This is a genomic window from Stenotrophomonas sp. 3(2025), from assembly GCF_052665395.1.
Genome location: NZ_JBQOIF010000041.1, coordinates 1 through 12,646 on the forward strand (window position 1 = coordinate 1; position 12,646 = coordinate 12,646).

Genomic DNA, 12,646 nt, shown 5'->3' on the forward strand with positions numbered 1-12,646 from the left:
GGTGGGGGCTGCCGGCTTCGCGCCTGTCGGGAAGACGTCGCGGGCGGGCGGCGGAATCAGCGCTTGGGCGTGTAACGGCCCTTGGACTGGCTGAGGAAATGATACGTGTTGTTCTTCGAATCCACCTCGAACCCGACGCCGGACTGCTCCATGCCGGGCCGGGTCATGGTCACCAGGGCATCGGTGCGGGCGCGGTTGTCCTTCGGGAATACATCCAGGTGGTCGGTGCGGAAGGTGGTCGGGACCACGCCCGGGCCGGCCGGACTGTCGCCGGCGACGTTGCCCCGCAGCTTCATCTCGTCGCCCTTGGCACTGAGCCAGCCGGTCTGGGCGCGCAGCGTCCAGTGCTTGCCGTCCTTGTCGGGCATTTCGAACAGCGGCGTGGTGATGTTGAGCGTCTGGTCGCCACGCTGGCGTTCCAGCAGGGGCGCGCGCAGGGTGGTCGATTCCTTGCCGTGTTCGTCCAGGGCGACGATCTGGAAGTCGTGCAGGATGTAGTCCACGCCAGCGTCCTGGCCTTCGGCGGCAGGTGCCTTTTCGCGGTTGCGCAGCGCCGCCCAGCTGCTCAGCAGGGCGGCCAGCAGCAGGCCGACGCCGAGGATCATCCGCCAGTTCAGGGTGGGGGCATTCATGCGCCGAACCTCGCCAGCACAGCGTCCACGCGGCCCTGCGCGGCCAGCAGCACGTCGCACAGCTCGCGCGCGGCACCACGGCCACCGTCAGCACGGGTGATCCAGTGCACGCGCTCGGCGATCCACGGGTGGGCATTGGCCGGAGCCACCGCCAGGCCGACCGCGCCCAGCGGCGCCAGGTCGGGCAGGTCGTCACCCATGAAGGCCACCTGCTCCAGGCCGATGCCGTGCTGGACGCACAGCGCCTGCACGCTGGCCAGCTTGTCGCCGACGGCGATCTGGGTGTCGATGCCCAGGTCGGCGCCGCGCTTGAGCGCGGACTGGCTGTTGCGCGCGGTGATCAGCACGGGGTGGATGCCGTGCTGTTGCAGCAGTTTCAGGCCCAGACCATCCTGCACGAAGTACGCCTTGCTCTCGTTGCCGTCCTTGTCGTAGTACAGCCGACCGTCGGTGAGGGTGCCGTCCACGTCGAAGCAGGCCAGGCGGATACCGGCCGCAGCGGCATGCAGGTGGGCGGGGAAGGCGGGCAGGGGGGACCAGGGCATCAGGGCATCGGACTCGGTGGTTGCGGGCTCGTTGGTACAGACTGAATGGGGTCTACGGACTGTCGGTTAAACCACCCGCGCCCGCAACAGGTCATGAATGTTCAGGGCGCCGACCGCACGCCCCTGGCTGTCGACCACGATCAGGCCGGTGATCTTGTGGGTTTCCATCAGCCGCGCAGCCTCCACCGCCAGCTTGTCGGCGCTGATGGTGCGCGGTTGCCGGGTCATCACATCGGCGATCTTCGCGGTGCGCACGTCCAGGTCGGTGTCCAGGGCGCGGCGCAGGTCGCCGTCGGTGAACAGCCCGATCAGCACGCCCTGGTCGTCGACCACGGCGGTCATGCCCAGGCGCTTGCGGCTCATCTCCATCAGCGCTTCGCTGAGGCTGGCGCCGACATCGACCTTGGGCAGGTCCTCACCGGTGTGCATGACGTCGGTGATGTGCAGCAGCAGGCGGCGGCCGAGGCTGCCGGCCGGGTGCGAACGGGCGAAATCGTCGGCGGTGAAGCCGCGTGCATCCAGCAGAGCCACCGCCAGCGCGTCACCCATCGCCAGCGAGGCGGTGGTGCTGGAGGTGGGCGCCAGCGCCAGCGGGCAGGCTTCGGCCGGCACGCTCACATCCAGGTGGAAATCGGCGGCGCTGGCCAGGCTCGACTGCGGGCGGCCGGTCATGGCGATCAGCACATTGCCCTGGCGCTTGAGCACCGGCAGCAGCATCAGCAGCTCATCCGATTCCCCCGAATAGGACAGGGCCAGCACCACGTCGTCCTCGGTGATCATGCCCAGGTCACCGTGGCCGGCCTCGCCCGGGTGCACGTAGAACGCCGGGGTGCCGGTGGAGGCCAGGGTCGCGGCGATCTTGCGTGCCACATGGCCGGACTTGCCCATGCCGGTGGCGACCACCCGGCCACGGCTGCCCAGGATCGCCCGGCAGGCCTGCTGGAAGGCGTCGCCGAGGCGGTCGGCCACGGCGTCCAGCGCCTGCCGTTCGATCTCGAACACGCGCCGGCCACTGGCGACCAGGGCGGCAGGGTCGGCGGAACGGGGGGGCAACAGGGATTCGGCCATGCGGACGCCACGCAGCGGAAGTAGAATGGACGCACATTTTATTAGGAAAGCCCGTTGGACGCCGACACCATCCGCAATCTGATCGAAACCGGCCTGCCCGGCGCCCGCGCCGACGTGCAGGGTGACGATGGCGTGCATTTCGAAGCGACCGTGGTCAGCGAGGCCTTTGCCGGCAAGCTGCCGCTGGCCCGCCACCGGATGGTGTATGCCACTCTGGGTGACCTGATGGGCGGCGCGATCCACGCGCTCGCACTGAAAACCGTGACCCCGGCCGAAGCCGGCTGAACCGCAGAAGATCCCCAATACATGGCCAAGATCGTTGTGACCGGCGGCGCTGCGCTGCACGGTGAAGTAAGCATCTCCGGCGCCAAGAACGCCGTCCTCCCCATCCTCTGCGCGACCCTGCTGGCCGACGCGCCGGTGGAGATCACCAACGTGCCGCATCTGCACGATGTGGTCACCACGGTGAAGCTGCTGGGCGAACTGGGCGCGAACGTGACCATCGACCAGGGCACGCTGTCGCGTGGCAGTGCGATCGTGGTCGACCCGCGTCCGGTCAACCAGCATGTGGCGCCGTATGAGCTGGTCAGGACCATGCGCGCCTCGATCCTGGTACTGGGCCCGCTGCTGGCCCGCTTCGGCGCCGCCGAAGTATCGCTGCCCGGCGGCTGCGCGATCGGTTCGCGCCCGGTCGACCAGCACATCAAGGGCCTGCAGGCACTCGGTGCCGACATCGTGGTCGAGAACGGCTTCATCAAGGCCACCGCCAAGCGCCTGAAGGGTGGCCACTTCACCTTCGACATGGTCAGCGTGACCGGTACCGAAAACGTGCTGATGGCCGCGGTGCTGGCCGAAGGCACCACCATCCTCGACAACGCGGCGATGGAACCGGAAGTCACCGACCTGGCGCATTGCCTGATCGCGCTGGGCGCGAAGATCGAAGGCCTGGGCACCGCCCGCCTGGTCATCGAAGGCGTCGAACGCCTGTCCGGTGGGCGCCATGAAGTGCTGCCCGACCGCATCGAAACCGGTACCTTCCTGGTGGCCGCAGCGATGACCGGCGGCAAGGTGACCGTCAACCGCGCGCGCCCGAACACGATGGATGCGGTGCTGGCCAAGCTGGTGGAGGCCGGCGCGACCATCGAGACCACCGAAGACAGCATCACCCTGGACATGCACGGCAAGCGGCCGAAGGCAGTCAACCTGACCACCGCACCGTATCCGGCGTTCCCGACCGACATGCAGGCGCAGTTCATGGCGCTCAACTGCGTGGCCGACGGCGTGGGCGTGATCAATGAAACGATCTTCGAGAACCGTTTCATGCACGTCAACGAGCTGCTGCGCCTTGGCGCGGATGTGCAGGTGGAAGGCCACACGGCCATCGTGCGTGGCCACGAGCGCCTGAGCGGTGCACCGGTGATGGCAACCGACCTGCGCGCGTCAGCGTCGCTGATCCTGGCCGGCTTGATGGCCGATGGCGATACCACCATCGATCGCATCTACCACCTTGACCGCGGCTACGAGAACATCGAAGAGAAGCTGTCTTCGCTCGGCGCCACCATCCGGCGCGTGGCCGCATGATCCTGCGCGGCAGGTTCAGCCGTCGCCGCAAGGCGCTGCTGGTGCTGGTGCTGATCGTGCTGGCGTGGCTGGGCTACGCCTGGTACGCCAACATCGCCATCACCAAGGGCATCGAGCAGAAGGACATGGACTGGAATGGCGACGGCACGGTGACCCGTGACGAGATCATCCAGTCGTTCTACGCGGTGGCGGTGAACGACAGCCAGGAGGGCAACCGCCATTGCCGCACGTTCGTGCGCCGATCCACGGGCGAGCAGATCCGGGTGGACTGCCGCACCGAGTTCAAGCCGGCGGAAGAAACGAAGAAATGAAAAAACGCCCGCGAAAGCGGGCGTTTTTGTCTGCGGGGCGTGAATCCACGCATGGCGTGGATCGACGTTGGGCGGTAGCGCCGGGCCATGCCCGGCGAGCGCGCAGCGCGGTCGGTCAGTTCATCGCCTTGATGGTCAGGTCCAGCGCATCGCGGCCGCTTTCACGCTGCAGCATGCGCGCCGGCACCGGGAACTCCGGCACGATCCACGCAATCAGCTCCTTGTTGCCGTCCACGCGCGACACCTTGGTGGCCTCGTAGCTCTTGCCGCCGACGGTGACCGATTCCTTGCCCACAACGCGGTAGGTCATGTTCTTGATGCGGCCCTCGTCGACCATGCGATAGGTCAGCGGCTTGCCGGCGGCCAGGTCGCGGGCGATGGCCAGGTTGATCAGCAGCGCGTCCATGTCGCCGGCCTTCAGGGCGATCGGGCCGGCGCGGTCGGGCTTGATGTCGCCGGTCCAGGTGGCCTGGTTGCTGGCCCAGTTGTAGTTGGCCTGCACATTGCGCTTCTTCACCAGCAGCGCAGAGCGGTCCTGGCTGCTGAGCGGGCGAAGCTGCCCGCGCACTTCCTCGAACACCGTGCTCTGGCTCAGGTCCGCCAGCTGGTTCTTGACCTGCAGGCTGTAGCGCCACTTGTTGGCGCCTTCGCTGGCCAGGGTCATGCTGCCATTGGCCTGCATGCCCATGTAGCTGGCCAGGTAGTCGGCCTTGAATGGCTGCAGGGCCATGGCCGGCAGGCTGGCCACCGACAATGCGGCAGCGGCGATCCAGGTCAGGGGGCGGGTCAGGGTGTTCATGCTCAGACTCCTTGGTATTCGATCAGGCGCAGATCGACGCGATCTTCGCCGTCTTCGCGTTGCAGGATGCGCACCGGCGTGGGGACACCGTTGGCGATCCAGAGAATGGTTTCATTGTTGCCGCCGTTGGTGCGATACACCCGCAGCGCGTTGTAGGACAGGTCGCCGACCTCGACGTTTTCGGTCTGCGGCGCGGCCTGGTAATCGTGCTGGCGCACCTTGCCCATGTCGACGTAGCGATAGTGCATGGCTGCGCCGGGACGCGCGTCGCGCATGATCGCCAGGTTGATCAGCAACGCGCTCTGGTCGCCGGCCTGCAGCGGAATCGGCTGGGCGCGCTTCTTTTCCACGTCGCCGCTCCACTGCGCGGTGCCGGCCTGCCAGTTGTAGGTGCCGACCGCCTTCTTGCCCAGGAACAGGCCCTTGCGCACCGTGCTCTGGCTGAGCGGCGCATACACACCGCTGCGCTCCTCGAACACCGTGCTCTGCTCGATGTTCAGGCCCAGCACGCTGGCAAAGCCTCGGCGGCCGACCACCTGCATGTCCACCCGCCACTGGCTGCCGCCGGTGTGGGTGACCTGCATGGTTGCATCGCCCGCTTCCTTGCCCTTGTAGAACGCCTGGTAGGTCGCGCTGAACGGCTGCAGCGGCGGCGGCTCCCACGCCAGGGCAGGCAACACCGGCGGTGCCGCTTCGGCAGGTGCCGGCGCAGCAGGCGCTGTTGCCTGGCCCCAGCCCGCACAGGCGAGGACGGCAAACGGCAGCAGCAGAGTTGTACGCAGCAGGGACGTGGTCTTCATGGCCGACAGGAACCGCAGGAGGGGAGCAGGATGCCAGCCCCGCAGTCAGCGGGGCGTGTGCACGGGCGTTACCGGTTCAGTTTTCCGGCGGAATCTAGAGCCAACGGGCTAAACAGGGGGTGACCGTCGAACATCGGTTGGCCTTCCCGTTCAGCCAGGCGGCCCGCACAGAGCAGCTCCAGGGTGGCGATCAGCAGGGGATGCTCCACCGCAAGCACGCGTTCGGCGAGGGTCTGCGCATCGTCGCCGGCAAGCACCGGAACCCGGGCCTGCGCCAGCACCGCGCCGGCATCCAGTTCCGGCACCACCAGGTGCACGCTGGCGCCGTGCTCGGCGTCACCGGCCTCAAGCGCCCGTGCATGGGTGTGCAGGCCCTTGTGCAGCGGCAGCAGCGAGGGGTGGATGTTGACCAGGCGGCCATTGAACCGCTGCACGAAATCGGCGCCGAGGATGCGCATGTAGCCGGCGCAGACGATCCAGTCCGGCGTGGATGCTGCCAGCGCATCCCCCAGCGCCTGCTCGTAGGCGGCGCGGTCACTGAATTCCTTCGGCGCATGCCCCCAGCGCCGATCCGTTGCCACCCGCTCCAGGGCGGTCGCATCGGGACGATCGGAGAACACGCCGACAATCTCGGCTTGCAGTCGCCCTGCCGCGATGGCGTCGACAATGGCCTGCAGGTTGCTGCCGCGCCCGGATGCCAGCACGGCGATTCGGCGGATGCTCATCGCACCACGCTCCGGCGCACCAGCGGCCACAGCAACAGGCTGCCCAAGGTCGCCAGCAGCATGTCCGCATGCGCGTCCCACATGTCGCCCTGCTGGCCGTTGTAGGCCTCAGCCGCTTCCGGCGACAGGGCAAGGGCGATGCCCCATTCCAGCCACTCATACACCAGGCTGGAACACATCACCGCCATCACCGCCAGGGTGAATGCCTGGCCGATGCGCAGCGCAGGCCAGGCATGTCGCGCCAACTGCAGCAATGCGGGGGTGAAGCAGACGCCATAGAGGAAGTGGATCAGACGATCGAAGTGGTTGCGCTGCCAGCCAAAGGCTGCGTCCGGCGACCATCCCAGCAATGCCTGCAGCCACGCGTCATACGGCACGTTGGAGTACAGCCAGCGCGCGGCCACGCAGTGGATGGCGATGAAGCCGCAGATGGCGATGAACGCACCGTTGCCCAGCTGCCAGCGCCGGTCCACCCACCACAGGGCCAGCAGGCCGATCACGGTCAGCGAACTGTGCAGGGCCTGCTCCAGCGGCCACAGCGGATGGATCCAGGTTGCCGCGAATATGCCCAGCACCGCGACCAGTGTGGCCTTCTTCGGTGCCGACAGTGAGTGGCTGGCGCGGTTGCGTGCGAAGGCGGGGGCAGCGGGCGTGGGCATGTCGGGGCGATCAGCAGAAGAGACGGAGCATGCGCTTGCCAGCTCAGACGCTGACGTGGTCGCCGCGGTCGAACAGGGCGGCGATCTCCGGCTTGCGCAGGAAATACACCGCGTAGGCGGTCAGGGCCATGCCCAGAGGGCCGGCCATCACCGCTGCCCAGGCCGCGCCGCGACACCAGGCCAGGTGGCTGCGATGGTCAAGCAGCCGCGCGGTGCGCAGCTGCAGGAAGCCCAAGCCGATGGCCAGCAGCGACACCGCGCCGTACACCGTCGCCAGCACGGCGCCGTCGTCCATGCCGCGTTCGAAGGCGACGATGCCGACAAAGCCGAGGAACACCAGTGCCGCCAGCCAATGGAAGCCGGCCAGTGCGTAGAACAGGATCTTCAGGGTGTGCAGGTGGCTGGCGGTCTGCAGGTCTGCCAGGGCCTGCCTTGGCAGCGGCGGCGGGTTCATTCCATCACTCATGCCACACCCGCCTGGCCAGCAAAGGCGGCCTTCACCTGGGGGCGCAACAGCACGACCAGGGTGAACACGCCGAGGATGGTGCCGATGGGCGTGAACAGGCACGACAGACCCGCCACGATCATGCATAGCAGGTAGCGGCGCTGCCGTGACAGGCAGCGGCCGGCATAGGCCACGAAGCCTGCCAGTGTCAGCCCACCGAGCACGATGCAGACGCCCATCACGGTGAACAGCCAGCCGACGACCTGCTGCTCTTCCGGCGATGACGGCTCACCGCCGGACTTCATCGGCAGCGAGCCGGACAGCATGGCGATGCCCAGCACGATGTGCAGGATGAAGATCAGCGAGAACACCGCCATCAGGCCAGCGACCACGTAGTGGCCGATCGCCAGCTGGCGTAGCTGGGTGGCATCCTGCGGGCCGAACACCGGCACGGCCGGGTTCGGCGGCAGCACCGGCGGCGCCGGTGGCGTTGACGAGGAGGGAGGAGCGTCCATGCGGGTTCCTTTGTCCTGTGGATCAGGCGATGTGGACGCGTTCGCCGCCCTGGGCGGTGACCACCTGGCCGATCGTCCAGTGCTCCAGGCCTTCTGCCTTGACCGCCGTGGATACGGCCTCGAGCTGGTCCGCAGCGACGATCAGCACGAAGCCGATGCCGCAGTTGAAGGTGCGCCACATCTCGCTGTCGGCCACCGCGCCTTCCTTCTGCAGCCACTGGAACACCGGCGGAAGGGTCCACGACGAGGCCTGGATGTCCAGGCCGAGACCCTCGGGCACCACGCGGATGATGTTCTCGGTCAGGCCACCGCCAGTGATGTGGGCCATGCCGTGAATGGCATCGCCGTGCGACTTCAGCAGCGACAGGATCGGCTTGACGTACAGGCGGGTGGGGGCCATCAGTGCATCGACCAGCTTGACCCCGCCTTCCAGTTCCAGCTCGGCCGGGCGGCCGGCGCGGTCATAGATGCGACGGATCAGCGAATAGCCGTTGGAGTGCGGGCCGGACGAGGCGATGCCGATCAGCACGTCGCCGGCGGCGACGTTGGCGCCGTCCTTCAGTTCGCTCTTTTCGACGGCCGCGACGGTGAAGCCGGCCAGGTCGTACTCGCCCGGCGCGTACATGTCAGGCATCTCGGCGGTTTCGCCGCCGATCAGGGCGCAGCCGGCCTCGGTGCAGCCATTGGCGATGCCGCCCACGACCGCGGCAGCGGTGTCGATGTCCAGCTTGCCGGTGGCGAAGTAGTCCAGGAAGAACAAGGGCTCGGCGCCCTGCACCAGCACGTCGTTCACGCACATGGCGACCAGGTCGATGCCGATCGTATCGTGGCGGTTCAGCTGGTGGGCCAGCTTCAGCTTGGTGCCGACGCCGTCGGTGCCCGACACCAGCACCGGCTCGCGGTACTTGTTGGACAGATCGAACAGGGCGCCGAAGCCACCCAGGCCGCCCATCACCTCCGGACGGAAGCTGCGCTTGACCAGGGGCTTGATCCGCTCGACCAGTTCGTTGCCGGCGTCGATGTCGACACCCGCGTCACGGTAGGTGAGGGGAGAAGGGGCGGAAGACGGGCTGTTGGTCACGGGCGTCGGCGCTGGCAGGGGGTGAATCGCCGATTTTAACAGGCCGCATTGGCGCAAAGGCCGTATTCGGGCAACAATTCCCCCCGGATACGTCGAGCCAATGGATGTCCTGATGCGCCGCAGCCTGTTTTTGACCCTGCTCCTTGCGCTGTGCCTGCCGGTGGCCACGATGGCCCAGAGCGGCATGCGAACCGAGGGGGATGTTGCCACTGCCAGTGGTGCGTACGAGGCCGAAGTGCCCGTCAACAGCCAAGCCGAGGCTGACCGCAACGGTGCACTTGCCCGCGCGTTGAGCGTGGTACTGGGCAAATTGTCCGGTGATCGCAGCGTCATGTCGCGCCCTGGCGTGGTCCAGGCGCTGCGCAATGCCAAGGACTATGTGGCCAGCTACGACTACAAGCAGGACCAGAGCGTGGGCGCCAGCGGTGCGCCGAGCTTCCGTACCCTGCTGGTCGCGCGCTTCCGCGAGGATGACGTGGACGGGCTGGTGTCGGCCTTGGGCCTGCCGCTGTGGCCGCAGCCGCGGCCGAAGCCGGTGCTGTGGCTGGCCGTTGACGACGGCAGTGGTCCGCGCCTGGTCAGCGTGCAGCAGGCCAATGCCGCCAGGCCGTTGCTGAGCCGGGCCATCGAGCGCGGCTACAAGCTCGGCCTGCCCAGCGGTGGGGCCGCCGAACAGGCCCTGGCCGGTGCCATCTGGCGCCAGGACAGCGCCGCTGTGGCCCGGGCCTCGTCGCGCTATTCGCCGCCAATGCAGCTGATCGGCAAGCTTTACCGCGCCAATGGCGGCTGGCAGGCGGACTGGGTGTTCGTCGACAACGGCCGTGAACTGAACAAGTGGACCAGCAAGGACGCCAACGCCATGCGCGCGATGGCCGCCGGTGCCGATGGCGCTGCCGACGCGCTGGTCAAGCGTTATGCCAAGGCCGGTGCAGCCACCGGCCAGGCGGGCACCTACCGCGTGGTGGTGACCGGCATCAACAGCGCTGACGAGTACCTGCGTCTGGCGGCCGGCCTGCGTGAAGTGGCGGTGGTGCGCAACGTCACCCCGCTGCGCGCGACCGCCGACCATCTGGAACTGAATCTGGAAATGACCACCGGCCTGGCCGGCTTCAACCGCATGCTTGGCGACAATGGCGTGCTGGTGCCGTCGGCGACACTGCCGGCCCTGCCAACGCCGATCGACGATACGACCGGTGCACCGGCACCGGCACCGGTCAGCAACGAGTACCGCCTGCGATGATCCTGTCCCCGGAAGCGGAAATCGCGCAGTTCCTGCGGCGGCTGAAGTTCATCCTGCTGGCCGGCCTGATCGGCTGGGTCGTGTGGCTGCTGGCGCCGATCCTGACGCCGTTCGTGCTGGCGCTGGCGCTGGCCTGGCTGGGCGATCCGCTGGTGGACCGCATCGAGGACACCGGCCGTTCGCGCATGACCGGCGTGGTGCTGGTGTTCGTGGCAATGGTGCTGGTGATCGTTGCCCTGCTGCTGGTGCTGGTGCCGATGATCGAGCGCCAGATCACCACCCTGATCGCCGCGGCCCCGCAGGCACAGGCCTGGCTGATGGAGAGGGGCATTCCCTGGTTCGAGCAGAAGACCGGGCTGGAAGTGATGCAGTGGATGGATCCGGACCGTCTGATCGAATGGGTGCGCAGCCATTGGCAGCAGGCCGGCGGATTCGCCACGACCTTCATGGGCTACGTATCGCGCTCGGGCTTCACGGTGGTTACCTGGGTGGTCAACCTGTTGCTGCTGCCGATCCTGGCGTTTTACTTCCTGCGTGACTGGGACAAGCTGGTCGAGCGCGTGGCATCGGTGATCCCGCGCAACCAGATCGGCACGATCACTACGCTGGCGCGTGAATCCAACGAGGTGCTCGGCGCCTTCATCCGCGGTCAGTTCCTGGTGATGCTGGCGCTGGGCGTGATCTACGCCGGTGGCCTTTCGCTGGTCGGGCTCAAGCTGGGCCTGCTGATCGGCCTGATCGCCGGCCTGATCAGCTTCATTCCCTACCTGGGCGCGACCACCGGCATCCTGATGGCGATCGTGGCCGCACTGGTACAGGCGCAGGGGTTCGACCTGAAGCTGCTGATCCTGGTGGGCGTGGTGTTCACCGTCGGCCAGCTGCTGGAGAGCTACGTGCTGACCCCGCGCATCGTCGGTGACAAGATCGGCCTGCACCCGGTGGCGGTGATCTTCGCGGTGATGGCAGGCGGCCAGCTGTTCGGCTTCCTGGGCATGCTGCTGGCGCTGCCGGTGGCGGCGGTGAGCAATGTGCTGTTGCGCTATGCGCACCAGCGTTACCGCCAGAGTGAGCTGTACGCTGGCGAGAAGCCCACGATCGTGCTTGACGGGGTGATCGACCAGCCCCATCTCATCGTGCCTGGCAATGACAAGGGTCCGGAACTGAAGTGATTGGTGTGCCGCAACTTCCGCTGGCCCTGCATTACCCGCGGGACCAGCGGCTGGAAAGCTTCATCGGCGCGCCGGACGGCGCGCTGGCGCAGCTGCATGCCATCGCGGTAGGGGCCAGCCACGACTGGGTGTACCTGGAAGGCGCGGCCGGCACCGGCAAGACCCACCAGGCACTGGCGATGTGTTCCAGCGCCGAGCAGGCCGGGCGCCTGCCGACCTATGTACCGCTGGCCAGCGTGGTCGGCCGGGTGCGGGTGGCGCTGGAAGGGCTCGAGCAGCGCGAGCTGGTGGCGCTGGATGGCCTGGATGCGGTGGCAGGCAATCGTGAGGACGAAATCGCGCTGTTCGATTTCCACAACCGCGCGCGCGCTGCCGACGTGACGGTGCTGTACACCGCACAGAAGTCGCCGGGCGAACTTGGCTTGGTGCTGCCGGACCTGCGTTCGCGCCTGGGCCAATGCGTGCGCGTGCTGCTGCAGCCGTTGGACGAGGAAGGCCGCGCGGCGGTGTTGCGCGAGCGCGCGCTGCGCCGTGGGTTGGCCATCGACGAGGCCGCCATCGAGTGGCTGCTGTCGCACACCGGGCGCGAGCTGGGTGGGCTGATCACGTTGCTGGACTGGCTGGATCGCGAATCGCTGGCGGCGAAGCGGCGGATCACCGTGCCGTTCCTGCGCCAGGTGCTGGAAGAAGGCCGTCCTCGTTACTGAGGGGTGTTGGGTGTTGGGTGTTAGGCAGGGCTGCGCCCTGCACCCGCCGAAGCCAGGGCAACGTCAACGTCAACGTCAACAGCAAAAGCTCGCTATCCGTGGCATGGCGGGGTGGCTCAGGTTGCGGGGGACGGCGCAAGTACGTCCCTGTAGCCTCGGTCGCGCCATCCATGGCGCTCACGCCCCCGCAACCTGAGCCACCCCGCCTTCGACAGGTTCCCGCGACCTGTCGGGTCGGCGTTCTGCGCTGCTGTTGGTGGGTGTCGACCTTGGTCGATACGTGTCTTGCTTGTGGTGGGTGACGACCGTTGGTCGTCACCAGAGCAAGCGCAGCGAGGCGACCCGCTTCTGCTTTTCCTTCTTTTCCGT

Annotated in this window: 16 protein-coding genes; 6 read left to right on the top strand and 10 right to left on the bottom strand. The window is 67.4% G+C overall.

The window, feature by feature from the left end:
* Positions 1-56: 56 nt before the first annotated feature.
* From lptC to ACUXVE_RS19790, 3 genes are all read right to left on the bottom strand, one after another.
* On the bottom strand, positions 57-632 hold the full coding sequence (gene lptC, locus ACUXVE_RS19780) for an LPS export ABC transporter periplasmic protein LptC (protein ID WP_080149498.1): 576 nt from the start codon (positions 630-632) through the stop codon (positions 57-59).
* Entirely contained in the window at positions 629-1,177 is a 549-nt protein-coding gene (locus ACUXVE_RS19785) for a KdsC family phosphatase (RefSeq protein ID WP_093817546.1), read from the bottom strand. The genes lptC and ACUXVE_RS19785 overlap by 4 nt, the downstream gene beginning before the upstream one ends.
* Positions 1,178-1,243: 66 nt before the next feature.
* Positions 1,244-2,245: a KpsF/GutQ family sugar-phosphate isomerase gene (locus ACUXVE_RS19790; RefSeq protein WP_093817547.1), complete on the bottom strand. Its 1,002-nt coding sequence runs from the start codon at positions 2,243-2,245 to the stop codon at positions 1,244-1,246.
* Between the two features lie 54 nt (positions 2,246-2,299).
* On the opposite strand from ACUXVE_RS19790, the gene ACUXVE_RS19795 reads away from it, so the two are divergent.
* Genes ACUXVE_RS19795 through ACUXVE_RS19805 form a run of 3 tightly spaced genes read left to right on the top strand, consistent with a single transcriptional unit; the run spans position 2,300 to position 4,137 of the window.
* A complete protein-coding gene (locus ACUXVE_RS19795; protein ID WP_025874014.1) occupies positions 2,300-2,530 on the top strand; it encodes a BolA family protein in 231 nt (76 codons plus the stop codon).
* Positions 2,531-2,551: 21 nt separating this feature from the next.
* Entirely contained in the window at positions 2,552-3,826 is a 1,275-nt protein-coding gene (gene murA / locus ACUXVE_RS19800; protein ID WP_025874013.1) for a UDP-N-acetylglucosamine 1-carboxyvinyltransferase, read from the top strand.
* Positions 3,823-4,137 (top strand): hypothetical protein, encoded by a 315-nt coding sequence (locus ACUXVE_RS19805; RefSeq protein WP_080149497.1) that lies wholly within the window; start codon positions 3,823-3,825, stop codon positions 4,135-4,137. Before murA ends, ACUXVE_RS19805 begins: the two co-directional genes overlap by 4 nt.
* A gap of 115 nt (positions 4,138-4,252) precedes the next feature.
* Here ACUXVE_RS19805 and ACUXVE_RS19810 read toward each other — a convergent pair whose 3' ends face one another.
* The 7 genes from ACUXVE_RS19810 to purM form a co-directional block, all read right to left on the bottom strand.
* Positions 4,253-4,936 (bottom strand): DUF3108 domain-containing protein, encoded by a 684-nt coding sequence (locus ACUXVE_RS19810; protein ID WP_049470102.1) that lies wholly within the window; start codon positions 4,934-4,936, stop codon positions 4,253-4,255.
* 2 nt (positions 4,937-4,938) lie between these two features.
* Positions 4,939-5,736 (bottom strand): DUF3108 domain-containing protein, encoded by a 798-nt coding sequence (locus ACUXVE_RS19815; protein WP_093817549.1) that lies wholly within the window; start codon positions 5,734-5,736, stop codon positions 4,939-4,941.
* Between the two features lie 68 nt (positions 5,737-5,804).
* On the bottom strand, positions 5,805-6,461 hold the full coding sequence (purN, locus tag ACUXVE_RS19820) for a phosphoribosylglycinamide formyltransferase (RefSeq protein WP_093817550.1): 657 nt from the start codon (positions 6,459-6,461) through the stop codon (positions 5,805-5,807).
* Positions 6,458-7,069, bottom strand: a complete 612-nt coding sequence (locus ACUXVE_RS19825) for a DUF2238 domain-containing protein (protein ID WP_222391012.1) — start codon at positions 7,067-7,069, stop codon at positions 6,458-6,460. Before ACUXVE_RS19825 ends, purN begins: the two co-directional genes overlap by 4 nt.
* Positions 7,070-7,163: 94 nt before the next feature.
* The gene (locus ACUXVE_RS19830) at positions 7,164-7,586 is read right to left on the bottom strand and encodes a hypothetical protein (RefSeq protein ID WP_445515008.1); all 423 of its coding nucleotides are present in this window, start codon (positions 7,584-7,586) and stop codon (positions 7,164-7,166) included.
* The gene (locus ACUXVE_RS19835; RefSeq protein WP_093817553.1) at positions 7,583-8,080 is read right to left on the bottom strand and encodes a hypothetical protein; all 498 of its coding nucleotides are present in this window, start codon (positions 8,078-8,080) and stop codon (positions 7,583-7,585) included. The genes ACUXVE_RS19830 and ACUXVE_RS19835 overlap by 4 nt, the downstream gene beginning before the upstream one ends.
* Positions 8,081-8,102: 22 nt before the next feature.
* Complete coding sequence (gene purM / locus ACUXVE_RS19840) at positions 8,103-9,161, bottom strand: phosphoribosylformylglycinamidine cyclo-ligase (protein ID WP_222390440.1); 1,059 nt, start codon at positions 9,159-9,161, stop codon at positions 8,103-8,105.
* Between the two features lie 112 nt (positions 9,162-9,273).
* Between purM and ACUXVE_RS19845 the strand changes: the two genes are divergently transcribed.
* Genes ACUXVE_RS19845 through hda form a run of 3 tightly spaced genes read left to right on the top strand, consistent with a single transcriptional unit; the run spans position 9,274 to position 12,277 of the window.
* A complete protein-coding gene (locus ACUXVE_RS19845) occupies positions 9,274-10,401 on the top strand; it encodes a DUF2066 domain-containing protein (RefSeq protein ID WP_243379943.1) in 1,128 nt (375 codons plus the stop codon).
* Positions 10,398-11,570, top strand: coding sequence for an AI-2E family transporter (locus tag ACUXVE_RS19850; protein ID WP_222390438.1), 1,173 nt, complete (start codon positions 10,398-10,400; stop codon positions 11,568-11,570). The genes ACUXVE_RS19845 and ACUXVE_RS19850 overlap by 4 nt, the downstream gene beginning before the upstream one ends.
* Positions 11,570-12,277 carry a DnaA regulatory inactivator Hda gene (gene hda, locus ACUXVE_RS19855; RefSeq protein WP_032977533.1) on the top strand — a complete coding sequence of 236 codons (708 nt, stop codon included), beginning with the start codon at positions 11,570-11,572 and terminating at the stop codon, positions 12,275-12,277. The genes ACUXVE_RS19850 and hda overlap by 1 nt, the downstream gene beginning before the upstream one ends.
* Positions 12,278-12,646: the final 369 nt, after the last annotated feature.

Coding starts and splice junctions, on each gene's coding strand:
- ACUXVE_RS19790 (WP_093817547.1), bottom strand. CDS start 2,245: ATGGCCGAATCCCTGTTGCCCCCCCGTTCCGCCGACCCTGCCGCCCTG.
- ACUXVE_RS19845 (WP_243379943.1), top strand. CDS start 9,274: ATGCGCCGCAGCCTGTTTTTGACCCTGCTCCTTGCGCTGTGCCTGCCG.
- ACUXVE_RS19815 (WP_093817549.1), bottom strand. CDS start 5,736: ATGAAGACCACGTCCCTGCTGCGTACAACTCTGCTGCTGCCGTTTGCC.
- ACUXVE_RS19850 (WP_222390438.1), top strand. CDS start 10,398: ATGATCCTGTCCCCGGAAGCGGAAATCGCGCAGTTCCTGCGGCGGCTG.
- ACUXVE_RS19810 (WP_049470102.1), bottom strand. CDS start 4,936: ATGAACACCCTGACCCGCCCCCTGACCTGGATCGCCGCTGCCGCATTG.
- ACUXVE_RS19805 (WP_080149497.1), top strand. CDS start 3,823: ATGATCCTGCGCGGCAGGTTCAGCCGTCGCCGCAAGGCGCTGCTGGTG.
- lptC (WP_080149498.1), bottom strand. CDS start 632: ATGAATGCCCCCACCCTGAACTGGCGGATGATCCTCGGCGTCGGCCTG.
- ACUXVE_RS19830 (WP_445515008.1), bottom strand. CDS start 7,586: ATGAGTGATGGAATGAACCCGCCGCCGCTGCCAAGGCAGGCCCTGGCA.
- purN (WP_093817550.1), bottom strand. CDS start 6,461: ATGAGCATCCGCCGAATCGCCGTGCTGGCATCCGGGCGCGGCAGCAAC.
- murA (WP_025874013.1), top strand. CDS start 2,552: ATGGCCAAGATCGTTGTGACCGGCGGCGCTGCGCTGCACGGTGAAGTA.
- ACUXVE_RS19785 (WP_093817546.1), bottom strand. CDS start 1,177: ATGCCCTGGTCCCCCCTGCCCGCCTTCCCCGCCCACCTGCATGCCGCT.
- ACUXVE_RS19835 (WP_093817553.1), bottom strand. CDS start 8,080: ATGGACGCTCCTCCCTCCTCGTCAACGCCACCGGCGCCGCCGGTGCTG.